This window comes from Synechococcus sp. MIT S9509 (assembly GCF_047303035.1).
Lineage (GTDB): Bacteria > Cyanobacteriota > Cyanobacteriia > PCC-6307 > Cyanobiaceae > Synechococcus_C.
The window spans coordinates 1,589,194-1,613,952 of record NZ_CP138940.1 but is presented as its reverse complement, the minus strand read 5'-3'; the positions used below and the strand labels follow the sequence as shown (position 1 = coordinate 1,613,952).

At 60.5% G+C, this 24,759-nt stretch carries 22 protein-coding genes; 15 read left to right on the top strand and 7 right to left on the bottom strand.

The features are described from left to right. Positions 1-54: 54 nt before the first annotated feature. A complete protein-coding gene (gene rnz, locus SIB73_RS09450) occupies positions 55-1,026 on the bottom strand; it encodes a ribonuclease Z (RefSeq protein WP_413405636.1) in 972 nt (323 codons plus the stop codon). A gap of 88 nt (positions 1,027-1,114) precedes the next feature. Between rnz and SIB73_RS09445 the strand changes: the two genes are divergently transcribed. From SIB73_RS09445 to SIB73_RS09435, 3 genes are all read left to right on the top strand, one after another. After that, positions 1,115-2,494 carry a SpoIID/LytB domain-containing protein gene (locus SIB73_RS09445; protein ID WP_413405638.1) on the top strand — a complete coding sequence of 460 codons (1,380 nt, stop codon included), beginning with the start codon at positions 1,115-1,117 and terminating at the stop codon, positions 2,492-2,494. 73 nt (positions 2,495-2,567) lie between these two features. Then, on the top strand, positions 2,568-3,299 hold the full coding sequence (locus SIB73_RS09440; RefSeq protein ID WP_413406297.1) for a glucosamine-6-phosphate deaminase: 732 nt from the start codon (positions 2,568-2,570) through the stop codon (positions 3,297-3,299). Continuing rightward, positions 3,296-7,012: a hydantoinase B/oxoprolinase family protein gene (locus tag SIB73_RS09435; protein WP_413405640.1), complete on the top strand. Its 3,717-nt coding sequence runs from the start codon at positions 3,296-3,298 to the stop codon at positions 7,010-7,012. The genes SIB73_RS09440 and SIB73_RS09435 overlap by 4 nt, the downstream gene beginning before the upstream one ends. On the opposite strand, the gene SIB73_RS09430 is transcribed toward SIB73_RS09435, so the two are convergent. Beyond that, a complete protein-coding gene (locus SIB73_RS09430) occupies positions 6,933-7,733 on the bottom strand; it encodes a YebC/PmpR family DNA-binding transcriptional regulator (protein WP_413405642.1) in 801 nt (266 codons plus the stop codon). The genes SIB73_RS09435 and SIB73_RS09430 overlap by 80 nt on opposite strands. Before the next feature lie 50 nt (positions 7,734-7,783). Beyond that, on the bottom strand, positions 7,784-8,689 hold the full coding sequence (gene truB, locus SIB73_RS09425) for a tRNA pseudouridine(55) synthase TruB (protein WP_413405643.1): 906 nt from the start codon (positions 8,687-8,689) through the stop codon (positions 7,784-7,786). An 81-nt stretch (positions 8,690-8,770) separates the two neighbouring features. On the opposite strand from truB, the gene SIB73_RS09420 reads away from it, so the two are divergent. Together SIB73_RS09420 and SIB73_RS09415 are read left to right on the top strand one after the other, a co-directional pair. Further along, positions 8,771-9,532 (top strand): class I SAM-dependent methyltransferase, encoded by a 762-nt coding sequence (locus tag SIB73_RS09420; RefSeq protein ID WP_413405645.1) that lies wholly within the window; start codon positions 8,771-8,773, stop codon positions 9,530-9,532. A 12-nt stretch (positions 9,533-9,544) separates the two neighbouring features. Further along, on the top strand, positions 9,545-10,006 hold the full coding sequence (locus SIB73_RS09415) for a DUF2127 domain-containing protein (protein WP_413405647.1): 462 nt from the start codon (positions 9,545-9,547) through the stop codon (positions 10,004-10,006). Positions 10,007-10,024: 18 nt separating this feature from the next. Here the strand turns inward: SIB73_RS09415 and rpmA are convergent, their stop codons facing one another. Next, positions 10,025-10,291 (bottom strand): 50S ribosomal protein L27, encoded by a 267-nt coding sequence (gene rpmA / locus SIB73_RS09410; RefSeq protein WP_066911218.1) that lies wholly within the window; start codon positions 10,289-10,291, stop codon positions 10,025-10,027. Between the two features lie 51 nt (positions 10,292-10,342). Continuing rightward, positions 10,343-10,717 carry a 50S ribosomal protein L21 gene (rplU, locus tag SIB73_RS09405; protein ID WP_413406299.1) on the bottom strand — a complete coding sequence of 125 codons (375 nt, stop codon included), beginning with the start codon at positions 10,715-10,717 and terminating at the stop codon, positions 10,343-10,345. Between the two features lie 127 nt (positions 10,718-10,844). Here rplU and SIB73_RS09400 point away from each other — a divergent pair, with 127 nt between their 5' ends. From SIB73_RS09400 to kaiC, 3 genes are all read left to right on the top strand, one after another. Next, entirely contained in the window at positions 10,845-11,735 is an 891-nt protein-coding gene (locus tag SIB73_RS09400; RefSeq protein ID WP_413406301.1) for a circadian clock protein KaiA, read from the top strand. After that, the gene (gene kaiB, locus SIB73_RS09395; RefSeq protein WP_413405649.1) at positions 11,732-12,091 is read left to right on the top strand and encodes a circadian clock protein KaiB; all 360 of its coding nucleotides are present in this window, start codon (positions 11,732-11,734) and stop codon (positions 12,089-12,091) included. The genes SIB73_RS09400 and kaiB overlap by 4 nt, the downstream gene beginning before the upstream one ends. A gap of 66 nt (positions 12,092-12,157) precedes the next feature. Beyond that, on the top strand, positions 12,158-13,696 hold the full coding sequence (kaiC, locus tag SIB73_RS09390) for a circadian clock protein KaiC (RefSeq protein WP_413405651.1): 1,539 nt from the start codon (positions 12,158-12,160) through the stop codon (positions 13,694-13,696). On the opposite strand, the gene SIB73_RS09385 is transcribed toward kaiC, so the two are convergent. Then, a complete protein-coding gene (locus SIB73_RS09385) occupies positions 13,697-15,802 on the bottom strand; it encodes an ATP-binding protein (protein WP_413405653.1) in 2,106 nt (701 codons plus the stop codon). A gap of 24 nt (positions 15,803-15,826) precedes the next feature. Continuing rightward, complete coding sequence (gene purD, locus SIB73_RS09380) at positions 15,827-17,143, bottom strand: phosphoribosylamine--glycine ligase (protein WP_413405655.1); 1,317 nt, start codon at positions 17,141-17,143, stop codon at positions 15,827-15,829. A gap of 101 nt (positions 17,144-17,244) precedes the next feature. Here purD and SIB73_RS09375 point away from each other — a divergent pair, with 101 nt between their 5' ends. Genes SIB73_RS09375 through lpxB form a run of 7 tightly spaced genes read left to right on the top strand, consistent with a single transcriptional unit; the run spans position 17,245 to position 24,759 of the window. Then, positions 17,245-18,243, top strand: a complete 999-nt coding sequence (locus SIB73_RS09375; RefSeq protein WP_413405657.1) for a hypothetical protein — start codon at positions 17,245-17,247, stop codon at positions 18,241-18,243. Further along, positions 18,240-18,992, top strand: a complete 753-nt coding sequence (gene purC, locus SIB73_RS09370) for a phosphoribosylaminoimidazolesuccinocarboxamide synthase (RefSeq protein WP_413405659.1) — start codon at positions 18,240-18,242, stop codon at positions 18,990-18,992. Before SIB73_RS09375 ends, purC begins: the two co-directional genes overlap by 4 nt. A gap of 46 nt (positions 18,993-19,038) precedes the next feature. Further along, positions 19,039-21,393 carry a BamA/TamA family outer membrane protein gene (locus SIB73_RS09365; RefSeq protein WP_413405661.1) on the top strand — a complete coding sequence of 785 codons (2,355 nt, stop codon included), beginning with the start codon at positions 19,039-19,041 and terminating at the stop codon, positions 21,391-21,393. Continuing rightward, positions 21,393-22,247 carry a UDP-3-O-acyl-N-acetylglucosamine deacetylase gene (gene lpxC / locus SIB73_RS09360; RefSeq protein WP_413405663.1) on the top strand — a complete coding sequence of 285 codons (855 nt, stop codon included), beginning with the start codon at positions 21,393-21,395 and terminating at the stop codon, positions 22,245-22,247. Before SIB73_RS09365 ends, lpxC begins: the two co-directional genes overlap by 1 nt. Before the next feature lie 6 nt (positions 22,248-22,253). Further along, positions 22,254-22,724: a 3-hydroxyacyl-ACP dehydratase FabZ gene (fabZ, locus tag SIB73_RS09355; protein WP_413405665.1), complete on the top strand. Its 471-nt coding sequence runs from the start codon at positions 22,254-22,256 to the stop codon at positions 22,722-22,724. Positions 22,725-22,729: 5 nt separating this feature from the next. After that, on the top strand, positions 22,730-23,581 hold the full coding sequence (gene lpxA / locus SIB73_RS09350) for an acyl-ACP--UDP-N-acetylglucosamine O-acyltransferase (RefSeq protein ID WP_413406303.1): 852 nt from the start codon (positions 22,730-22,732) through the stop codon (positions 23,579-23,581). Beyond that, complete coding sequence (lpxB, locus tag SIB73_RS09345) at positions 23,581-24,759, top strand: lipid-A-disaccharide synthase (protein WP_413405667.1); 1,179 nt, start codon at positions 23,581-23,583, stop codon at positions 24,757-24,759. The genes lpxA and lpxB overlap by 1 nt, the downstream gene beginning before the upstream one ends.

Below are 24,759 nucleotides of genomic sequence, written 5' to 3'. Positions count from 1 at the left end.
CAAGATCTTGTATCACGCTGAGGTATCAAAGTGACGGTGTTCAGGCTCCACCGATCACGAACTGTTGCAGCATGAAGTCTTGGGCGAGGCGGTCACATCGAGACAGAGAAAGTCCTTGGCCAGGATCGTGTTCGGGAAAATCGCTCTGGCTTCTGCCAGCAGATCGTCTGCCGTCACAGCGTTTCCAGGGGCATAGCGGGGGCTGAGGTGGGTGAGCACAAGCTGGCTGACACCGGCTTCAGCCGCGGTCTGAGCCGCCATCGTGCTGGTGGAGTGCTGACGCTGAAAGGCCATGTCGGCCTCCGCATGGGAAAAGGTGGATTCGTGAATGAGCAGGTCTGCGCCCTTCGCCAGAGTCACGGCTGCTTCGCAGAACACGGTGTCCGTGCAGTAAACGATGCTTGTCCCGGCGCGTTCAGGCCCGCACAACGTTCTGCCGTCAATTCGCCGGCCATCCTCCAAGGTGACAGTCTCGCCCCGCTTGAGTGATGCATAGACAGGTCCCGGGGGGATCGCCATCTCCCGGGCTTTGTTGATGTCGAAGCGACCCGGCTTCGGTTTTTCCTCAATGCGATACGCATAGGCAGGAACGCGATGGTGCAGCGGTGTGGCTCGCACGGTGAGATCGTTGTCCTCGAAAACGATGCGATCCGCTTCAGCGGCATTGCGGACCTGGTGCACTTCGAGCGGATAGCCGATCCGGGTTGAGCTGGTCCGCAGCACCCCTTCCAGATAGCTTTCAAGCGGATCGGGTCCATAGAGATCCACACCACCACTGCTGCCGCTGAGTCCGAGACTGGCCAGCAGGCCTGGAAGGCCGAAAACGTGGTCACCGTGCATATGTGTGATGAAGATCCTGCGCAGCTGAGACAGCCTCAGATCACTGCGCAGAAACTGATGCTGGGTCCCTTCGCCACAATCAAACAGCCAAAGCTCCGATCGCTGAGCCAGTCGAACGGCCACCGCTGAGACGTTGCGGGCTCTGGTGGGAACTCCAGAACTGGTGCCGAGAAAGGTGACCTGCACGGCATGGTGGGCTCAATGGTCAATCTGCCATGAAGGCCTGGCTGCAGTCCTCCGGGCGGGGCACACTGAGCGACCGTCGGCCTTCTGAGTGTTTCTGCACATCTCCATCGGTCGGGCTGCTGTTGGAGCAGCTCTGATGTTGCCAGTGGCAGTGATTGCGCTGGCCGCTGAGCCCAGATCTGCGGTCACCGCCGAGGAGCCTCAGATGCGTGTTTTGGTGGCCGAGGGCTCTGAGCTGATTCTGCGATCCGATGGTGAACAGCCACTGCTCGTTCGTGGTCTCGCCAGCAAGGAACGTCGCCTGCAGCGCCTGCAGGTTCGCTTGCTGAACGGTCACCTGACCCTCGCGGATGGCAGTGCAGCCCGCGACGCCTCGCTTCGCATCAGCACGACTGATCCCCGCGGGCTCTGGCTTGGGAGCCGCCGCTATCGCGGTGATCTGCTTCTGCTGGTCCGCAGCGGCAGGATCCTGGCGATCAATCAGCTCGGCATCGAGACCTACCTCCCCAGCGTGGTCGGCAGTGAGATGCCAGCAAAGTGGCCGCTGGCAGCCCTCCAGGCCCAGGCCGTCGCTGCCCGCACCTATGCCCTCCGTCAACGGGGACGCAAGCCTGATTTCGATGTGAAGGCCACGGTGAGCAGCCAGGTCTACAAGGGAATGGAATCCGAAACCCCCAGTACCCGGGAAGCGGTTGCCACAACGCGCTCGCTGGTTCTGGTGCATGGCGGCCGTTTGATCAATGCTGTGTTCCACAGCAGTTCGGGGGGATCCACCGAGCCCAGTGGAGAGGTCTGGCAAAGCCAGCTGCCCTACCTCGTGAGTGTCCGGGATCATGACCAGCACAGCCCGGTGCATCGCTGGAACCAGCGCTTCGAGGCCAAAGATCTCCGCCGTCGCTTTGAGGAGACCGGTGGAGTGGAGCGGTTGAGTGTTCTCACCACCAGCTCCACAGGCAGAGTTCGCTCCGCACGGATTCAGGGACCACTTGGATCGCTGGTGCTCTCAGGTCGTCAACTGCGTCAGCGCCTGGGACTGAAAAGCACGATGGTGAGCTTCTCCCTGTTGAAGGGTGATGCTGGAACTGCAGACGAATCCGTGGATCCTGTGGATCAGGATTCGCAACCGCCTTCTCAGCTGATCGGTCTCTGGCGGGATTCCGCAAGCGGTATCAGTGCACGCGGTCCACTGTCTCCTTCCTCCCTCAGCGCACCCCTTAGCCCTTCGACCAGTCCTGGGAGATCCTCCGGAACCCGCGGCGACGCGATCGTGCTGGAAGCCAGCGGCCAGGGATACGGACACGGTGTGGGCATGAGCCAGTGGGGAGCCCATGGTCTGGCCAGCCAAGGGGCTGATTTCCGTGAAATTCTCCGTCACTACTATCGCGGGGCGACGATCAGGCCGTACCAGCCCTCTGATGACCCATCAGTGGCATTCAGCACCGGTTCGGAGCCAGCCTTGATGGGTTGATCGACGCGATTGTTGCGTGCCCGAGTTTCTGTCCAGATGCGCGGTGGTGCGCCGCCAGAAGCCGCCTCTGCTGATGGAGGCGATCGTGGATCATGTGGTCGCCCATCTCGCCACGGCCCTTGAAAGGGAGTCTTTCAAGCCGCTGGGAATGGCCACGGGAAGAACCATGGAACCGTTCTACAAGGCTTTGATTCAGCGTCTGGCGAGTTGGCCGACGCCCAGGCTTGAGCAGTTGAAGCGCCGCTGGCTGAGTTTCAACCTTGATGAATACGTGGGTCTGCCGCCCGGAGACAGCCGCAGCTTCGCCGCCTACATGCAAACCCAGCTGGGTTGTCATCTCAACCTGCCTTCCTGTCAGTTGCAGCTGCCGGACGGAACGGCCAGGGATCCTGCAGAGGAGGCCCGACGCTATGGATCCGCGCTGCACAAGGCAGGGGGAATCGGTCTTCAGCTGCTCGGTCTGGGTGGCAATGGTCATGTGGGTTTCAATGAGCCGCCGTCACCAGCCGGCAGTCGCTGCCGCGTGGTGACGTTGCAGCAAGCCACGCGGAATCAGAATGCCGGTGCTTTCGGGGGCAACCCTGACAAGGTGCCTGAGCAGGCGATCACCCTCGGTCTTGATGAAATTCTTGCCGCCGATGAGATCCACCTGATCGTGACCGGAGCCGCCAAGGCGGAGATTCTGCGACAAGCGCTGGTTGATCCCTGCCGCGACGACGTGCCCGCAAGCTGGCTGCAGTGCCACTCAAACGTTCATCTCTGGGTCGATGATGCAGCCTGCGCTCACCTTCCGCTGCTGTCTTGAATCGCTGGCAGTTCTGGATTGACCGAGGCGGCACCTTCACCGATCTGGTGGCGCGTCATCCCTCAGGCCAGCTCCTGGTGCGCAAAGTGCTTTCGGAACAGCCGGGTGTTCCCGGAGATCCGGCTGTTGCCGCCATGCGCGAGTTGATGGGACTCGCTGCCGAGCAGCGGATTGCTCCTGAATTGATCGAGGAACTGCGGCTGGGCACCACCGTTGCCACCAATGCACTGCTCGAGAGCGCAGGTGAGCCCGTGCTGCTCGTGACCAACCGCGGACTCGCCGACCTCCTGCTGATCGGTGATCAGCATCGCCAGGATCTTTTCGCTCTAGCCATTCCCGAGCCCCCTTCACTGCTGACTGCCGTCGAAGAGGTGGACTGTCGCCTGGATGCGGATGGCCGGGAACTGGAGCCACTGCAGCTCGAGGACGCTTTCATGCAGCGGCTTGTTCGTCATCACGAGGCCGGCATCCGCTGTTGTGCCATCGCTCTGATGCATGCCTGGCGTGATCCAGTGCACGAAGAGGCTCTGGCGAAGGTGGTGCGAACCGTGGGGTTCAGCACGGTGGTCTGCTCGCATGAGGCCAGTCCGCTGCCGCGTCTTGTTCCCAGAGGACAGACCACGCTCGTGGAGGCTGCCGTCAGGCCTGTGCTTTCGAGTTATCTGGCTCAGGTGCAGGCCGCTCTGGGTGATCAGACCCGATTGCGGGTGATGACCTCCAGCGGAGCTCTGCAGCAACCCAGTTCACTGCTCGCCAAAGACACCGTTCTGTCGGGTCCGGCGGGCGGCATGGTCGGAGCTGTTGCCGCTGCTCAACAGGCTGGCCTGGGGGCTTCTGCTCTGGTGGGCGTGGATATGGGGGGCACCAGCACGGATGTGTTCTGCCTGCCTCCGGGTGCTGCCGACCGGGAGTGGGAACGCAATGCCGTCACCGAGATCGCCGGATTTCAGCTCACAGCGTTCCGGCTGCCGATCCATACCGTGGCGGCAGGTGGGGGGTCGATCATCTGCGGTGACGGTGGCCGCCTGACGGTGGGGCCACGCTCGGCTGGTGCTGAACCAGGCCCCGCCTGCTATCGACGTGGCGGGCCACTGGCCATTACCGATGCCCACCTGCTACTCGGTCGACTGCAGGTGGAGGCTTTCCCTGCGGTGTTCGGCCCGAATCGCAATCAACCTCCTGATCTGCAGGCGACCAGAAAGGGGTTTCAGGCGCTGATGCAACAACTGGGTCAGGACCCAGAGCAGCTTGCTGAAGGTGCTCTGGATCTCGCCGTCGAAGCGATGGCGGGAGCGATCAGGCAGGTCTCCCTGATGCGTGGGCACGACATCCGTGGAGGGGTGTTGATCGCCTATGGCGGAGCTGCAGGGCAGCTGGCCTGTCGACTGGCCGAATCCCTTGGGCTGCTTCAGGTGCTGCTGCATCCTCTGGCTGGAGTGCTGTCGGCCTACGGGCTCGGGCAGGCCCGTCAGCGTCAGCTGCACCAGCGGTCAATCCGCCGTCCCCTGGATGCGGCATTGCTGACTCAGCTGCCAGCCATGGTCAGGGCAGATCTGAATCAGGCGATCCTTGACTTACGGAAGCTCACTGCTGTGTCCCCGGCAGCCCAGGAGCATCAGATCAGGATCGAGCTGCGAGATCCCTCGGCGGAACAGGGGCTGATGCTCTCACTGGCATCAGCTGTTGAGGAGCTGGACCAGCATCAGCTTGAAACCTGCTTTGACGAGGCCCATCGTCGACGCTTCGGCTATATGCCGCCGCGTCATGCCCCTCTGATCGCTGAACGCCTTGAGGTGGAGGTGCTGGATGCAACGGTGCAGAGCGCCCTTCAATCAACGTCCGAAAGTCACGGTGCTTCCGCCACTCCATCGACCACTCCATCAGCCACGGCTCAGCGTGCTCGTGTTCACCTGAAAGAGCAGGGCTGGTGTGAGGTGCCTGTGCTGGAGCGCTGGCAGTTGAAGCGTGATCAGCACCTGTCGGGACCTGCGCTCATCCTTGACCCCACGGCGGGCATTGTTTTGGAGCCCGGTTGGAGGGCCCGGCTGCTGGATGGTGGCACTGTGCTGCTCGAGGCCGGATGCGGGACTGCTGCTGAGAGCTCCCATACCGGGGGGGATGTCAGTGAAGCGAGTGCAGACGAAAACCCTGCCCCGGACCCGGTTGATCTCAGCCTCTTCCATCACCGTTTCATGCAAATCGCCGAGCGCATGGGAGAGCGGCTCCGTCAGACCAGTCGTTCCGTGAACATGCGGGAGCGGCTGGATTTCTCCTGTGCGCTGTTCGATTCCCAGGGGGCGCTTGTCGCCAACGCTCCTCACATTCCCGTGCACCTGGGTTCGATGGGTGATGCGGTCGAGGATCTCCTCGGGCAGATCCGTCGAGGTGAGAGGCCTTCCCTGGCGGCCGGGGACACCGTGATCAGCAACGATCCATTCCATGGCGGCACCCATCTGCCTGACATCACCGCGATCACTCCCTGTTTCGTGGAGGGAGATCCTGAGCCCTTCGCCTTTGTGGCCTGTCGTGGTCACCACGCGGATGTGGGTGGTCAGACGCCGGGTTCGATGCCTCCGTTCAGCTCCAGCATTGAGCAGGAAGGCCTGCTGGTGCGCAATCACTGGTTGACCGCCGGGGGGAAGCCTGATCGTTCGGGCTGGAATCAGCGCCTGCAGGGGCTCAGCTCAGCTCCGAGAGACCCCGAGCTGCTCTGGGCAGATCTTCAGGCACAGGCAGCCGCCAATCACCTGGGGGTTGAACTGCTTGATCGGCTGCTGGAGCTTGAAGGTCATCAGCGCGTGCAGCGTTATCTGCAGCATGTTCAGGACCATGCTGCAGACACCGTCAGGCGGCTGATCCGCCGTTTCAAGGACAGGAGCTTCGAGGTTGAGCTCGATAACGGCGCAACGCTCAAGCTGGCTCTCAAGGTCGACCGGGAGCGGCAACAGGCCGTGCTCGATTTCAGTGGCACAAGTGCTCAGGGCAGGCACAACTTCCATGCTCCTCTGGCGGTGACCAAGGCAGCAGTGCTGTATGTGATCCGTTGTCTGGTCGAGGAGCCGATTCCTCTGAATGCAGGATGTTTCCGGCCATTGACCCTGATCGTCCCGAAGGACTCCCTGCTCAACCCCAGCGAACCGGCTGCAGTGGTCGGCGGCAATGTGGAAACCTCGCAGGCTCTCTGCAATCTGTTGTTTGCGTCGCTCGGGGTGATGGCCGCGGCCCAGGGCACGATGAACAACCTCACCTTCGGAGACGGACGTCGGCAGTATTACGAAACGATCGCCGGTGGCGGAGGAGCAGGCAAGGGCTTCGCCGGATCAAGCGGTGTGCAGACGCATATGACCAACTCCAGGCTCACGGACCCTGAGATTCTCGAGCAGAGATTCCCCGTGAGGCTGGAACGGTTCGGCTTCCGCCGCGGCAGTGGTGGAGCCGGTCGCTGGTCTGGTGGGGATGGCTTGGTGAGGGAGTTCAGCTTCCTGGAACCGATGACCGCAGCACTGCTGTCTGGTTCCCGCACGGTGGCTCCTTTCGGTCTGGCCGGTGGAGAGCCGGGCGAAACAGGCAAGGCTCAGTTGATCAGGCCTGATGGAACGGTGCAGGAGCTTGATGGTTGCGTGCAGCTTCAGGTCAGTCCAGGGGATCGGCTGCTGATCGCCACTCCGGGTGGAGGTGGCTTTGATCGGTGCACTCGCACGGATCATCGCTGAGTTCGAGATTCGCGCTGACACTGCAGATATCGTCGAGATCCTCCAATGCATCAAGCAGCTTCAGGCACTGTCGGGAACTCTCTTCGTTGTCCGGTCTCACCTGGGTGAGCGGGTGCCAGCAGTGCGCCCATTCCGCGACCCCCCAGCCCTGATTGCGGAGTCCTGTCTGCAGGGATTCGAGCGCTGCGAATGGACCATGCACGAGGGCCTCTTCGGCATTCAGAAGCTCGTACCCGTCGGCCTCCAGCGTGAGCAGGGATTCCAGAAGGGACTCCTCATTGATTAACTGGTTCCGGAGGTGCACTTCACTGCGGTGCTCGAAGAGATAGCTCACACAGCCGCTTTCACCCAGGTTGCCGCCATGTTTGTTGAAGGCCAGGCGTACAGCAGCGGCAGTGCGGTTGCGGTTATCGCTCAGTGCCTCCACCAGCACAGCCACACCTCCGGGGCCATAGCCCTCGTAGCGGATTGATTCGAGCTGTTCCGCCTCGCCACTTTTGCCGGAGCCTTTGGCGATGGCTCTCTCGATGTTGCCCGCCGGCACTCCGGCTGCCTTGGCTTTGGCGATCGCCGTGCGCAGCTGGAAATTGCCATCCGGGTCACTGCCAGAGCGGGCAGCCACACTGATTTCACGGCCGATCCGTGTGAACACAGCACCTCGCTTCGCATCCACCACCGCTTTGGTTCGTTTGATCTGGGACCATTTGCTGTGGCCTGCCATCGGATGCTTGGGCGTCCCTCTGCATACAGCAAATTACCGAGGTCGGATCGTCAGCCCCGCGCTTCGAACACAACCTTCGGTTTCAACTCACCCTCCGCACCGGGCAGTCCGAGTCCGAGCATGCGCCCCCCCTCACTGAGAACAACCACAGCATCCGCTCTGCCCGCGATGCCGAGGCTGATCCTGCGGCCACAGCTCCAGTCGATCTGTTCATCGGCACTGAGCAGGCGTCTGGGCAGATGAGGCAGGGCCAGTTCGGGACGCATCAAGGTCATGTTGCCTTGACCGCCCACCTCTGGAGCCTCCGGCAGCGGGATCGCCTGGTGGACATGGAAGCCCAGGGCCTGGGTCCGCCGCAGGCTTGCCAGACAACCTCCACATCCGAGTGTTGCACCCAGATCTCGGGCCAGTGAACGGATGTAGGTGCCTGCTGAGCAGTGCACTTCCACGCTCAACCGCTCGCTTGCGGCATCCCAGCCCAGCAGATCCAGCTGATGAATGGTCACCTGCCGTGCCGGAAGGTCCATCACCTCTCCGCGTCGTGCCCTGGCATGGGCCCGCTCTCCATTCACATGCACGGCTGAGACCTGAGGGGGCTGTTGGGCAATGGAGCCGCGAAAACGACTGAGTGCCTGATCAAGTGCCTCCGTGCACAGATCATCGGGCACTGATTCTCTGGACAGTTCCTCGCCTTGCAGATCGTCGGTGCTGGTGGTGACCCCAAGCTGGATCACGCCTCGATACGTCTTTTCACCGGGCAGATAGGGCAACAGCCTTGTTGCCTGGCCGACAGCGATCGGCAACACCCCGGTCACCGCCGGATCCAGAGTGCCGCCATGCCCCACCCTGCGGATGCCCAGCACGCGGCGGATGCGAGCGACGCAGGTGTGGGAGGTGAGCCCAGCCGGCTTGTCGATCACGGCGAAGCCAATGGGCGCGTGCAAGGTGCAAGCCATATCCAGCTGTCGACTGTGGCACCCTGCCGTTGGCAGAAGTGGGCACGCACGTAGGTTTGCTCGATCACGTCCTGATGGTTGATGAAGCCACTCAATGCCTCCGCTGGTGTGGATATTCAGGAGTTTCTCGACAGCGGCTTTGCCGTGAAGGACCATCTGGCGTCCTATCTGTCGCTTTCACCGGCGGAGGTTGCCGAGCGTCTGCCCCAGAGCAAGGAGGACCTGGCGGCCATGCATCCGGGAGCCTTCGACCCCGAGCGGGCTGCTGATTTCTATGAAGACACCGTTGGCACAGGGCACCTTTTTGAGCTTGCGGCCTGGCATCTCAGCAGCGCCGACTACATCGCCGACACCCTGAGGCTTCAGCAGCAGTTCGCTCACGGCGACGTGCTTGATTTCGGCGGTGGCATCGGCACCCATGCTCTTGCGGCAGCAGGCCTGGAGAGTGTCAAGCATGTCTGGTTTGTGGACCTCAATCCTCAGAATCGTGCGTTTGTGAAGGATCGTGCCACCCGCCTCGGACTTGAGAAGCGCCTGAGCGTTCACCGCGATCTCGACAGTCTCCCCGGACGCCGTTTCGACACGGTGGTCTGTCTTGACGTGCTGGAACATCTCACTGATCCCTCAGCGCAGCTGAGGGAGTTTCACCGCCGACTCACCCCAGAAGGTCGGGCTCTTCTCAACTGGTATTTCTTCAAAGGACATGACGGCGAATATCCCTTTCATTTCGATGATCCTCAGCTTGTGGAGGACTTCTTCCGTTGCCTTCAGAGTCGCTTCCTCGAACTTTTCCATCCATTGCTGATCACGACAAGGGTCTACCGTCCGATCGAGCAGGTTTAGGCAGATCGATCGATGGCGCAGATCGCCGGGCAGGGTCGCTGGCTGCTTCGTTTGATCGTGATCAAGAAGCTGTTGCTGGCAGGCGCTCTCTTCGCCGTCAGCCTGGCCGCTGTGTTCGGGGATCTTCATTACGCCGAGCTCTCCAATTTCGCCGAAAGCTGGGGGAATGCCGATCGTCAATTCCTCGCTTCGCTGGCCTTGAAGGGAACACTGCTGGGGCCGACGCGTCTGATCTCCCTGGCCCTGGTTTCAGGTCTTTATGCCGTTCTGATCCTGGTGGCAGCCTGGGCCACATGGGTTGGTCGCCGATGGGGAGAGTGGTTGCTGGTCGGGGTCCTTTGCCTTGCGCTGCCACTGGAGATTGCCGATGCTCTGCATGAACAAAGCCCCAGAACGTGGATCGTTCTGGGGCTCACCCTGATCGGTCTTGTCCTGACGACCCGAATGGCATTGAGCCCGGGAGGTCAGCAGTGATGGCCTGGAGTTCTCTGCTCAGACGGCCGCTGTGATGTTGATCCGCTTGCGGTTACGAAGGCCGCGGCGGATCGTTTCGAACTTGACAACACCATCGGTCAGTGCGAAGAGGGTGTCGTCCTTGCCGTGACCGACATTGACGCCGGGCAGCACTGAGGTGCCGCGCTGACGAATCAGAATGGAGCCGGCCGTGACGGATTCGCCGCCATAGGCCTTGACGCCCAGACGCTTGGAGTTGGAATCGCGCCCGTTGCGTGTTGAACCTGTGCCTTTCTTATGAGCCATGGGATGAGATGGAAGGGGAGAGAGGACGTTTGCGGGGGTTGATCCGGATGATCAGCTGATGGCCTTGCCACCGATGGAAATCGCCTGAACCATGACCCTGGTCAGCTCCTGACGATGACCATTCTTGCGGCGGGTCTTCTTCTTGGGGCGCATTTTGTAAACGATCACCTTGGGACCGCGGCGGTGGGCCATCACCTTCAGCTCAACGCTGGCATCCTTCACGTAGGGCTTGCCAAGAGTTGTTCCCTTGGAATCCTTCACCAGAAGAACGTTGTCGAGAGTGACTGTTGCGTCGACCTCCGCATTCAACCGGTCGAGATCGTAATAACGATTGGCCTGCAGCCAGAACTGCTGACCGGAGGCCTCGACAATCGCGTAACTGCCGGTCTCTGGAGCGGCGGAGGTTTTGGAGCTGGTTTCGGCCATGTGCTGAAAGACGCGGTCAGGCTCGGACATGCCGATTCAGCCTGAGCCGCAATCGAAAGACAAACAAAGATCTTCGGTCTTCTCACTCCCTTTCGTCAAGATTCAGCTCAGGCCCCTGTCGCAGTGGATGGCTCGTCCGGCACTCACGATTGCTTTGCTGCTCAAGACGAGAGATCTCGTTGAGATCTGCTGCCAGTGGCTGCCTGTGAACCGCTACTCACCCGTTGATCTCGGTGCAGTGGAATCCGGTGAGGGAGTTGTGGAACTGCTCTCTCTCCAGCGGGAGGCGGTGGATGCAGTCGTGATTGAGCAGTGCCTTCTTGATGAAAAGACCCGTGAATCCCTGGGCGTTGAGGGATTGATGTTTCCCGCTGTGGTGGTGGGTGAGTTGATGGGCCGTATGGATTACCACCCTCAAGAGGTCCATCTGCCGAAAGACCAGCTCGAGCAACTGGGCTACAACGTTGATGCCTCCATCTCGCGCTTTCTGCGCCAGGGCCAGAAGGAAACCAGGCCCGAAGACGGCGCTGAACAGAACGCCATGCCAGCGATGGAAGGCAGTGCCTGGAAACTGTCCAGTCGTCTGCAGGAGCGCCTCGGCTACCTGGGTGTCTTCTACAAGCGAGACCCTTCACGCTTTCTCGCCAATCTGCCTCCAGATGAGCAGCGGGACCTTGTGCAGTCCCTGCAACGCACCTACCGAGATCTTTTGATCAGCTACTTCAGAGATCCGGCTGCCGCCAATCAGGCACTGGAAAGTTTCGTGAACACAGCCTTCTTCGGCGATCTTCCGATCACCCGAGCTGTGGAGATCCACATGAATCTCATTGACGACTTCTGGAAGCAGCTCAGACTTGAGGGACATAAAAACGATTTTCTTCAGGACTATCGCCTCGCTCTGCTCGATGTCATGGCACACCTCTGTGAGATGTATCGACGTTCGATACCTCCCGAGGTCTCTCTGACACCCGCGGCCGGGGAACGTCGCGTTCTCACCGATCCGGAGGTGGCCCCATGAGCCCACGCAAGACTTACATCCTCAAGCTCTACGTGGCCGGCAACACGCCGAACTCGATGAGGGCACTCAAGACTCTGCGCAACATTCTTGAAACGGAGTTCAAGGGCGTTTATGCCCTCAAAGTGATTGATGTTCTCAAAAATCCGCAGCTTGCGGAGGAGGACAAGATCCTCGCCACCCCAACGCTGTCCAAGATCCTCCCTCCTCCTGTCCGGCGGATCATCGGTGATCTTTCCGACCGTGAGCGGGTGCTCATCGGTCTCGACCTCCTCTACGACGAACTCACCGACAACAACCTCACCTCATCGCTGATGGATGCATTGGAAGAGGTGGAGACAGCCGAGTCAGATTCTTAAGCCTGCCCGTGCACACGCAGGTGATGACTCGTTTTTTCCTTACCTTGCAGCCATAAGAGCGTCGTTATGCAGATCTCCAGCTCCAGTGGTTCTCCACAGATGCAGGTTCAGAAGCTTCCGACAGGGATCGAAGGCTTTGATGATGTGTGCCATGGGGGCCTTCCGATCGGTCGGAGCACGCTGATCAGTGGCACATCCGGCACCGGCAAAACGGTCTTTTCTCTGCATTTTCTGCACAACGGCGTTGCCCACTTCGACGAACCGGGCATTTTTGTCACCTTTGAGGAGTCGCCACTCGACATCCTCCGCAATGCCGCCAGCTTCGGTTGGAATCTGCAGGAGATGGTCGAACAGGACAAGCTGTTCATTCTCGATGCCTCCCCCGATCCCGATGGTCAGGATGTGGCCGGCAGTTTCGATCTGTCCGGTCTGATCGAGAGGATCAACTACGCCATTCGCAAATACAAGGCGAAACGGGTGGCGATCGATTCGATCACAGCGGTGTTTCAGCAGTACGACGCTGTGTTTGTGGTTCGACGCGAAATCTTCCGTCTGATTGCTCGCCTCAAGGAAATCGGTGTCACCACCGTGATGACCACGGAGCGCATCGATGAATACGGGCCGATCGCTCGCTACGGCGTTGAAGAGTTCGTCTCCGACAATGTGGTGATTCTGCGCAACGTGCTGGAAGGTGAACGCCGGAGACGCACCGTGGAAATCCTCAAGCTCCGGGGAACCACTCACATGAAGGGAGAGTTCCCCTTCACGATGGGCGCCCATGGGATCAGCATCTTCCCCCTGGGCGCGATGCGGCTCACGCAGAGATCCTCCAATGTCCGGATCAGTTCCGGTGTGCCTCGGCTCGACGAGATGTGCGGTGGAGGATTCTTCAAAGATTCGATCATCCTGGCCACGGGCGCCACGGGCACCGGCAAGACCCTGCTGGTCTCCAAGTTCATTGAGGATGCCTGTCGCAACAAGGAACGCGCCATCCTGTTCGCCTATGAGGAGTCGCGTGCCCAGCTTCTGCGCAACGCCACCAGCTGGGGGATTGATTTCGAACAGATGGAGCAGGACGGACAGCTGAAGATCATCTGTGCCTATCCGGAATCGACGGGCCTGGAGGATCATCTCCAGATCATCAAAACGGAGATCAGTCAGTTCAAGCCCTCACGGATGGCGATTGACTCCCTGTCCGCCCTGGCCCGCGGCGTCAGCCACAACGCCTTCCGACAATTCGTGATCGGTGTGACCGGCTATGCGAAACAGGAGGAGATCGCTGGCTTCTTCACGAACACCTCCGAGGAGTTCATGGGCAGTCATTCGATCACCGATTCGCATATCTCCACCATCACCGACACGATCCTGCTGCTGCAGTACGTGGAGATCCGTGGAGAAATGGCTCGAGCCGTCAATGTGTTCAAAATGCGTGGTTCCTGGCACGACAAGGGAATCCGCGAGTTCGTGATCACCGGCAACGGTCCGCAGATCAAGGATTCCTTCTCGAACTTCGAGAGGATTATTTCCGGCGTACCGCACCGTGTCATGACGGATGAGCGCAGTGAGCTCTCGCGCATTGCCCGTGGAGTGGCAGCCGACGACTGATCAGGTCTCTGCTCTCGGAGTCAACGCCAGCCGTTCGTCCTCACTCTGACGCTCGGCTCTCCACCTCAGCTCTTCGGGATCTTCCTGTGCCAGAGGCAGTTCAAACCAGAAGGTGGTTCCCACATCCAGCTCGCTGGCCATGCAGATCATGCTGCCGTGCTTCTCGAGAATGCCTCGGACGATCGACAGCCCCAGTCCAGTGCCCACCTCAGTGTGCACAGCATTTTCAACCCGATAGAAGCGCTCAAAAATACGCTGCTGGCTTTCCTCACTGATTCCGTAGCCGGTGTCGCACACCTCCACACGGATCTTCGGAAGTGGTGAGCTCAGGATGCAGGTGGGCCCATCGTTGCTGCCGCTGTTTGGGTCCGATGGTGTCATCTGGCAGCTGTCGGGCCAGGTGTAGGCCCTGATCATCAGACGGCCACCGCTGCGGCTGAATTTCAGAGCATTGCCGACCAGATTGTCGAGCACCTGCAGAATCAGGTCCCAATTGCCCAGAACATCGGGAAGCTCGCGGTCGGCTTCGAGGCTCAGCTCAACCTGCTTGTCGCTGGCATTGAGCTGGTAGCTGCGCAGGGTTTGCTCCAGGCCGGGCCTCAGATCAACCGCAGAGAATTGAACGACTCGATTGGACTCCAGCCTGGAGAGATCGAGAACATCGTTCACCAGGCGGGTGAGGCGATCCGTTTCCGAATTGGCAACGCCCAGGAATTCCTTCCGATCCTCTTCGCTGAGCTGATCTCCCATGTCGTGGAGAGTCTCCACGTAACTCTTGATGTTGAACAACGGTGTGCGCAGTTCATGGGAGACGTTGCTGATGAAACGGCTCTGTGCCGCATTCAGCTCCACTTCACGGGTGAGGTCCTGGATGGTGACAGCAATGCCCTTGAGTGTGTCGCCGCTTGGCTCGCGGACGGCCTGGATCACGAAACGCAGAGTCCTCGGTGGGTCTCCGACACTGCTGCGCAGCTCGTTGGTGTCCGTTTCTTTGGAGAACACGGCATCGAGCGGCTCATGCAGTTCAACGGACAGCAGTTCCGGCAGCTCATTGAGAAAATCCTGCCCTTCAAGATTGCGACCTTCCCAGCGGAACAGGCGTCGCGCCGTCGGATTGACCAGAACGATGCGTCCAGCCCCATCGAGCAGAACCGCACCGTCGGCCATGGTGGCGATCAGCGATGCCTGCTTGACCTGAGCTGCCTGCAGTTCCTCGATGTTTGCGGCGTCATAGTCCTGCAGCTGTGAGGCCATGGCGTTGAAGCCGTCGAGAAGTTCCCCCAGTTCGCCACCCATCGGCAGGCCGATGCGAGCGCGGAAGTCACCATCACCGATGGATCGGACACCCCTCAGCAGTTCCTTGACCGGACGCGTGATGGTCAAGGCGTTGAAAACAGCCCCCAGAATCACCAGAACCCAGATGGAGATGAAAACCGCCACCGTCACTTCCCGGGTGAGGGCGGCGCTGGCGAGAGCGGTTTCGTTGGGGTTCACGCCCAGAGCCAGCACGCCGAGGTAGTTGTTGTTCTCCACCAGCGGGACGAACACATCCGTGACCTGGCCCTGGGGAGTCGCGTGCTGGCGGACCAGCGGATTCTGAGTGCGGTTGCGCAGTTCATCAGGCAGTTCCAGACGTCGGCTCAGGCGCAGATCCGCATTGCTTGCGTCATCACTGCCGCTGACGGGAATGCCCAGATAGACAATGCCGTCAGGATCCGCGAAAAAAATGTATCGGAGGCTTCGGCTCGAGCGCCAGAAGGTTTCCGTGACATTGGCGAGTTCGCGGTCACGCCCTTCCGCCACGAGTTCGCTGACATTGCCAGCCAGTAACAGACCCAGGTCCCTTGCATAGCGGGTGTCGTTCATCGCCGTATCGCGCTGAATGCCGTTCAGTGCGAAGAAGGTGATGCCCGTCATCATCAGGCTCACCACAAGGGTGGCCACGGCCAGCAGCTTGGTCTGAAGGCTGAATTCAGCCCACCAGGACCGAGCCTGCGGCCACAATCCCCTTCTGGTCGTCTGCTCAGCTCCGGCGACTCGCGTTGCCCATTCCGCAGTGGCCTCGTTAGTGGCCTCGTTCTGAGCAGTGGCTGGATCGCTGGCCATTCCGCCGGAGCACATACCCCGAGACTAGGACCGGCGCACTTGATGACCGATGTCGCGCCGGAACTGCATTCCCTTGAAGCGCACCAGTTCAAGGGCTGCGTAGGCCCTGGCAAAGGCCTGATCAAAGTCCTCCGCCTGGGCGACCTGCGTCAGCACCCGTCCGCCCGCGGTCAGCACCTGGCCATTTTCCTGTCGACATGTACCGGCATGAAACAGTTGGCGCCGGTTGTCGGAATCCGACCGCAGCTCGATCACATCCCCCTTGCGTGGCGACTCGGGGTAGCCCTCGGCGGCTGCGACGATGCAGGCGCTGCACGTCTGGGACACCGAGAGTTCAGGTGCCTGATCCAGACAGCCGAGGGCACAGGCCTGGAGAACCTGCGCGAGTTCCGGACCGAGCAAAGGCATCAGTGTCTGGCATTCAGGATCACCGAAACGACAGTTGAATTCGATCACCTGAGGACCTTCCTGGGTCAGCATCAGTCCGGCGTAGATCACGCCTCTGTACTGGATTCCCTGATCCTTCAGGGCCTTCAGGGTTGGTTCGAGCACCAGCTGTCGCACCTGACTGAGCCCGTTCTGATCAAGCAACGGTGCGGGGGCATAGGCGCCCATGCCTCCGGTGTTCGGTCCCCGGTCACCTTCAAGCAGCCGTTTGTGGTCCTGAGCCGGCGGCAAGAGCACCATGCGCTCTCCATCGCACAACGCAAACACCGACACCTCAGGCCCCTGAAGCCGTTCCTCAAGAACAAGTCGTTCACCGGCGGAGCCGAAGCGTCCCGCAAAGGCGTCACGGATCGCTGCTGCGGTCTGTTCGAGGGTTTCGGCCACGGTGACGCCCTTGCCGGCTGCCAAGCCATCGGCTTTCACCACCAGTGGCCGTTGCAGCTGTTCCAGCAGCTCCAGTCCTTCAATGGCGCTTGCCACTGTCCAGTGCCCTGCGGTGGGAATGCCCGCTTCCCGCATCAAAGTCTTGGCCCACGCCTTGCTCGCTTCGAGCTGAGCTCCATCGGCGCCTGGTCCAAACACCGCCAGACCTTCTTCCCGCAGACGATCGGCTACACCGGCGGCCAATGGGGCTTCCGGGCCGATCACCACCAGATCGATCGCCTGCTGCCGACAGGCCTTGATCAGCCCCTCGGCATCCTGTTCCGGGATGGTCAGCGAGCGGCAGTCGTCGAGGTCTTCGGTTCCTCCGTTTCCGGGAGTGATCCAGACCGCTTCAATGCCCGGGCAGCGGCGCAAGGCCCAGGCCAGAGCCTGTTCACGGCCACCACCGCCCACCACGAGCAGATTTCGCAGCGGTGGCAGGGCCTGAGGACGGGAGCTGGAATGGGCCATGGAGGCAAGCGTTTCGGGCAGAGGCCCTTAGGTTTGGGCGTCGCTCCGCTGTTGTTGGTGGCGGAGAGATCGTTCCATCTTTGTTGAACGCCTTCCGGCCCATGGGCTTATTCACCCTGCCTCTGTCACTTCTCCTGGCGGCGGTGCCAGGAACCGCGGCGTCTGGCACTTCAATGCCGCTGGAATCATCGGCAGTGCCAATGCCTCAGGACGCCTTCGAGACGGTTCTGATGGAGGGAGATATTCCCCAGCTGCATCTGGCCTGCGAGCAGTCCGCCAGCGTCGGAGCCAATGAACGTCTTCAGCTGCTGCGCGATCGGCTCATGCTGATCGCCCCAGCACCGCAGAGCTTTGATGTGGTGATGGCCAATGCCAGAGCTCTGATGTCGTGCAAGGCGCCGGACAGTGCTCAGGTGGTGCTCAGCCGTTACGGCCCCGGTTCGGGGAGTCGCCGCCGGGACTGGTTGCTGCTGTCCTGGCAGGCCGCCAGTGCGGCATTGGATCAGGAGCGGATTGTTCTGGCTCTGATGCGTCTGGCGCAGGGTGACCTCGCCAGACTCGACGCGGAACAACTGGTTGTGGGGGTGGATGGTGAAGGCCTGCCTTCAACGCGCTCGGCCCTTGATCTTCTGGCAGAAGCTCAGATCGCTTCCGGGCAGTCTGAGCAGGCCGTGATCACGTTGCTTGCCGGCCGTACTCCAGGGGTGATCGCAGCACGTCGTCTTGGTCGTGCAGCTGAGCTGCTGGATCTGATGGAGTTCGAACGCAGCACTGCTCTGATTGAAGCGGCCCTTGATCAGGCGGCGACTGAGCAGGCCTGGAATCATGCGGAGGATCTGCTGCGGCTGCAGCTGAGGCAGGAGATTGCCAGGGGCGGAAGTGGTGAGCGTCCCCGGGAACGATTGCGTCGGCTGGCCAGCAGGGTGGATGACCGCTTCACCCTGCTGGAGCTCGATCAGGATCTTCAGGGGGTGTCCCTTGAGACACAACAGCAGCTGCAACAGGAACTGCGCTCTCCACGCGCTCCCGGTGGCCACGCCGCGCTGGGAGAATCATCAGCATCTGAAGCCGGCGCGACCGGCGTCAACGAGCAGCCATGACCATTCCCCACGGCGACCTTCTTTATGAGGGCAAAGCCAAGCGCATCTACGCCGGTTCCAGCGACCAGCAGGTGCTGGTGGAGTTCAAGAACGATGCCACTGCATTCAACGCCCAGAAAAAGGCTCAGCTGGACAACAAGGGTCGTCTCAACTGCCGAATCTCGGCCTGTCTGTTCGAACTGCTGGAGCGGGAGGGAATCCCCACCCACTTCTGCGGAATCGCCGAAGAGACCTGGATGGTTGTTCAGCGAGTCGAGGTGATTCCAGTGGAGGTGGTTCTCCGCAACATCGCCACCGGCTCGCTCTGTCGCGAGACGCCGATTGCCCAGGGCACGGCACTCGAGCCGGCTCTGCTTGATCTTTATTACAAGGATGACGGTCTGGGGGACCCGTTGCTGACGGATGCACGCCTTGCGTTGCTGGGACTTGTCTCGTCTGAGCTGCGAGAGCGGATCGAGCTGTTGGCCAGGAAGGTGAATGACGTGCTGATCCCCTTTTTCGCGAGCATCGGTCTGCAGCTGGTGGATTTCAAGCTGGAGCTGGGGCTGAATGCAGCGGGTGAGCTCCTTGTGGCTGATGAGATCAGTCCTGACACCTGTCGCCTGTGGGACCTCTCATGCACGGATGCTGAAGAGCGCATCCTTGACAAGGATCGATTCCGCAAGGATCTGGGCGGTGTGATTGAGGCCTACGGGGAGGTCTGCAAACGGGTACAAGGGGCCTGCCCGACACCCCGCAACTGCAGTTAAGTTCAGCGACGTTTGTGGCCGGCCCGGCCGACTTCGTCCCCCCCCAATGGTCGCTTTCTCCTCCAGCCGAACCAAGAACACTGTTCGGCGAGGTGCTGTGGGATTTGCCCTCGCCCTGCCCTTGATCAGCGGCCTTCCTGCACAAGCGCAGGCTGATCCTGACGGGATCGAGTTCGAAGCGGCTCAGGCCGAGGAGATACAGGTCGAAGCCGAGTCTGAAGCTGTTGATGCTGATTTGGACGTTGTTGAAACTGAATCCGTTGAAACTGAATCCGTTGAAGCTGACTCTGTTGATGCAGAGCTAACGGAGGAGCAGGTCGAGGTCGATCAGATTGAGGTCACTCCCGCCCCTGCTGCAGGTCCCGCTGCCGAGCCCATCGACGAGGGGCCGCAACAGCCCCGGGTGTTGATCACTGAGGTGATCATTGAAGGCATTGATGGCCATCCGGAGCAGGAACGGCTTGAGATCGCCGCCTACGACGCCATGAGTGTGCGCCCCGGCAGCCGGGTGACGAGGGATGAGCTGAAACTTGATCTTGATGCGATCTACGCAACCGGATGGTTTTCGGACGTGCGTATCGAGCCGATCAACGGTCCTTTAGGGGTTCAGCTGGCGGTGCAGGTGGTGCCGAATCCAGTGATGACCAAGGTTGTTCTCGAGCCCGAGGACGACACGATTGAGCCCCAGGTGATTGAAGACACCTTCAGTTCCGATTACGGCCGCACGCTCAACCTCAATGAACTGCAGCTGCGCATGAAGGAGCTGCAGAAGTGGTACGCCGATCAGGGGTATTCACTGGCCCGAGTGAGTGGACCCACCAGAGTCAGTCCCGACGGTGTTGTGCAGCTGAAGGTGCTGATCGGCACCGTGGCCGGTGTTGAAGTCAAATTCATCAACAAGGAAGGTGAAGAGACCAACGAAAAAGGCGAGCCGATCAAGGGCAAGACCAAGCCCTGGGTCGTGAGCAGGGAAATCTCCATCAAGCCGGGTGAACCTTTCAATCGCACCCAGCTTGAGAGCGATATCAGGCGCCTGTACGGCACATCGCTGTTCAGTGACGTGAAGGTGACCTTGCAGCCGGTGACCGGTGAACCAGGGTTCATCACCATCGTGCTCGGCATCGTCGAGCAGTCCACCGGCTCACTTTCAGGCGGGCTCGGTTACAGCCAGAGTCAGGGCGTTTTTGGTCAGCTTCAGATTTCAGACAGCAACCTGTTTGGGCGTGCCTGGGACCTGGCACTGAATTTCACCTACGGCCAGTTCGGCGGTCTTGCGAACCTCACGTTCTCAGACCCCTGGATCAAGGGAGACAAACATCGCACCTCCTTCCGCACCTCGCTGTTCCTGAGCCGGGAAGTTCCGCAGGTGTTCCAAAGTCAGAACGACGGCGACATCGTCACGCTTCGCGATTATCAGGATAACGATTCCAAATACGCTTATTCCATCAGCTCCAGAAACAATCCTGCTGACAGCAAGTTTGACAATGTTGATGAGGCAAATGATGAGTTCTCCGATGTCAGCTGGTTTGATTTTCAGGGGGATTCAATTGCACTCGAACGTGTTGGCGGCAATGTGATCTTTGCGCGCCCACTCAACGGCGGAGATCCCTTCAAAAAAGTGCCCTGGCAGGTCCTGGCCGGTCTGAACCTTCAGGCTGTTCGTCCGATCAATTATTCAGGTGCAACAAGGACTTACGGCATCCCCAATCGGAGAATCAAAGATGATCGAATCAACAATGACGAGGTCATCTGCATCGCGTTCAACTGCGCAGATCAGAACACTCTTGCCAGTGTCCGATTTGCAACCACCTACAGCACGTTGAACGACGGCAGGAATCCAACGTCAGGAAATTTCTTCAGCTTCGGCACAGAACAATTTGTCTCAATCGGTGAGAACTCACCAACCTTCAATCGCATCCGCAGCAGTTACACCCACTTTGTACCCGTTAAATGGCTGAAGTTTGCCAAGGGATGTCGACCCAAGGAGGGTGAGCCGGAAAACTGCCCGCAGGCCCTGGCTTTTCAGATCAAGGCCGGAACCGTGATCGGTGACCTTCCTCCCTATGAAGCCTTCTGTCTTGGCGGTTCCAACTCAGTGCGCGGCTGGTTCGACTGTGATTTGGCTGTGGGACGCAGTTTCGGCGAGGCAACCATCGAGTATCGGTTCCCCATTTTCAGCATCTTCCAAGGCGAGGTGTTTATCGATGCAGGTACTGATTTCGGATCCCAGGCCAATGTTCCCGGCAATCCCGGAGAGCTCCTCGACAAACCAGGTTCGGGTGTCTCTCCAGGTGTTGGTGTGATCGTCACCACTCCTGTCGGTCCTCTGCGTCTTGAGGTGGCCAGTCAGAACTTCACCAGTGAGTATCGATTCAATCTGGGTGTCGGCTGGAAGTTCTGATGGTCTCCTGGCCTCACGATTACGACGGTGCCTGGACGCTTGACGGCGCGGCTCGTCGTGGCGGCATCGGGCTCCACAGCGGTCAGCAGGTGTCCGTCACCCTTCAGCCTTCGCAGCAGCCCGGCGTCTGGGTGAGCTGGCCGGCAGACGGTGCGGATCCCCTCAGGCTGATGCCCTCCCAGGTGCGTGACAGCCCGCTCTGCACCACTCTCGAGCTGGGCGAACGACGACTGGCCACAGTCGAACATCTGCTGGCGGCCATTGCCGGCTGCGGTCTCACCCATGTGCATCTCGAGGTTGAGGGCAATGAGGTACCGCTTCTGGATGGTTCCTCACAGGGATGGGTGGAGGCCATCGCCGAGGCCGGTCTCACACCAGCATCAACACCCGCTTGCGCTCGGCCGCAACTCCAGCAGCCGATCGCTCTGCACCGAGGCAGCAGTGTGATCACCGCAACGCCCGCTGATCAGTTCATGCTTGTGGGAGTGATTGATTTCCCCCAGCCTGCCATCGGTCGTCAGCAGTGCGCGCTGGCGCTGACTCCGGAGCGCTTTGTTGCCGAGATCGCACCGGCCCGCACCTTCGGCTTCCGTGAGCAGGTGGACCAGCTCCGTGCTGCGGGTCTGATTCAGGGTGGTGCCCTCGACAATGCCCTGGTCTGTGATGGTGACCACTGGTTGAATCCACCACTGCGCTATCCCGATGAACCGGTGCGCCATAAGCTTCTTGACCTGATCGGTGATCTGGCGCTCGTCGGTTTCCCTCGGGCGCAGGTTCTGGTCTACCGCGGCTCTCATGGTCTGCACACTGACCTGGCAGCAGTCCTGGCCGATCGATCCGATGCTCAGCTCTGAACCGATTTGACTTCCTCCTCAGCCACCGCCGCATCCGCAGCTCAGCCTCTGCTCACCGCAGAACAGATCATGGGGCTGCTTCCCCACCGCTATCCCTTCGCGCTTGTGGATCGCGTCCTGGAGCACGTGCCCGGGGAAAAAGCGGTCGCCATCAAAAACATCACTCTCAATGAGCCTCAGTTTCAGGGGCACTTCCCAGGGCGTCCGTTGATGCCCGGAGTGCTGATTGTTGAGGCGATGGCTCAGGTGGGTGGTCTGATCGTCACCCAGATGCCCGACCTGCCCAAGGGGCTGTTCGTGTTCGCCGGCATCGACGGCGTGCGTTTCCGTCGTCCGGTGATCCCAGGAGATCAGTTGCTGATCACCTGCGAGCTGCTGAGTCTCAAGCGCAAGCGCTTCGGAAAGGTGAAGGCTGAGGCCACGGTGGATGGCCAGCTTGTCTGCTCCGGCGAACTCATGTTCTCGCTGGTTGACTGACCATGATGAGTGAACAGCGATCCCCCGCCGTGACTGCTGAGGACTGTCCTCCCCAGATTCACCCGCTTGCGGCGGTCGATTCCCGGGCCGAGCTCGCATCCGGTGTGGTGATCGGTCCGGGGGCCGTTGTGGGACCCGATGTGCGGATTGGTGCACACACCTGGATCGGGCCCCACGCGGTGCTGGATGGTCGACTCATCATCGGAGAGCACAACAAGATCTTTCCGGGGGCCTGCCTCGGCCAGGAGCCCCAGGATCTCAAATACAAGGGTGCCCCCACGGAGGTGGTGATCGGCGATCACAACACCATCCGTGAATGCGTGACGATCAATCGGGCCACCGACGAGGGTGAGCAGACCCGCATCGGCGATCACAACCTGCTGATGGCCTATTGCCATCTGGGCCATAACTGCCTTCTAGGCAACGGCATCGTGATGTCCAACGGCATCCAGGTGGCAGGCCATGTTCTGATCGAAGACCAGGCCGTGATCGGTGGATGCCTTGGCATCCACCAGTTTGTTCACATCGGCGGGATGGCCATGGTCGGCGGCATGACCCGGGTGGACCGGGATGTACCTCCCTACTGCCTTGTTGAGGGCCATCCCGGACGTGTGCGTGGTCTCAATCGTGTTGGTCTGCGCAGGCGGGGGTTAGATCGCAAGGATCAGGGCCAGGAAATCAAGCAGCTGCAGGACATCTGGTCGCTGCTTTACCGCTCGGATCATGTGATTGCGGAAGGGTTGCGGCTGGCCCGTGAACAACCCCTGATGCCTTTGGCCGATCATCTGTGCAGCTTTCTGGAGGGGTCAATCAGTCAGGGTCGGCGTGGTCCCATGCCGGCAGTCGGTGCCCGCTGATGGTGCGCGTGCTGATCAGCACCGGTGAGGTCTCTGGTGATCTTCAGGGAAGTCTTCTGGTGCAGGCTCTGCGTCGACAGGCCTGTCTGAGGAGTCTTGATCTTGAAGTGCTGGCTCTCGGGGGACCACGCATGCATGCAGCCGGTGCCGAACTTCTCGCCGATACGGCACCACTGGGGTCGATCGGTCTTCTCGAGCATCTTCCTCAGGTCGTGCCGACACTGAAGCTGCAGTCACGGGTCAACAGGGAACTCAGTGTTCGGCCCCCTGATGCCGTGGTGCTGATTGATTACATGGGCGCCAATGTGCGTCTTGGCAAGCGGTTGCGCCGCAAGTTGCCCCAGGTCCCCATCACTTACTACATCGCCCCCCAGGAATGGGCCTGGCGGATGAATGACAACGGCACGAGCAGCCTTCTGTCCTTCACCGATCGCATCCTCGCGATTTTCCCCGAGGAAGCCTCCTTTTATGCGTCCCATGGAGCTCAGGTCACCTGGGTCGGCCATCCCTTGCTCGATCTTGCTGGTTGTAACCCCAGTCGTGCTGAGGCCTGTCGCCAGCTCGGCCTCGATCCGCAGGGACGCCTGCTGTTGCTGATGCCCGCATCCAGGCCACAGGAGTTGCGCTATCTGATGCCCGTGCTGGCGGAGGTTGCAGCACGGCTGCAGGCTCGTGATCCAACACTCATGGTGATGGTCCCTGCGGGCCTCAGCCGGTTCGAACGTGAACTTCAGGAGGGCCTGAAAGCCGCCGGTGTGCGTGGACGGGTCATTCCAGCTGCCGATGCGGATGCTCTCAAGCCGTCATTGTTCAGTGCGGCGGATCTTGCGCTGGGGAAGTCTGGAACGGTCAATCTTGAACTGGCTCTGCAGGGAGTCCCCCAGGTGGTCGGATACCGGGTGAGCAGGATGACGGCCTGGGTGGCGCGCAATCTGCTGCGCTTCCATGTGGATCACATCTCGCCGGTGAACCTGCTGCTCAATGAGCGGCTCGTGCCCGAGTTTCTACAGGAAGATTTCAATGCCGACCGGTTGGTGGAGCAGGCGATCCCTCTTCTGGAGAGCACTGAGGCACGCCAAACGATGCTGAGTGGCTATGAGCGGTTGCGTCAAACGCTGGGGGAGCCTGGGGTGACCGATCGCGCCGCCGCCGCCATTCTCGATCAGCTGTCTACCTGA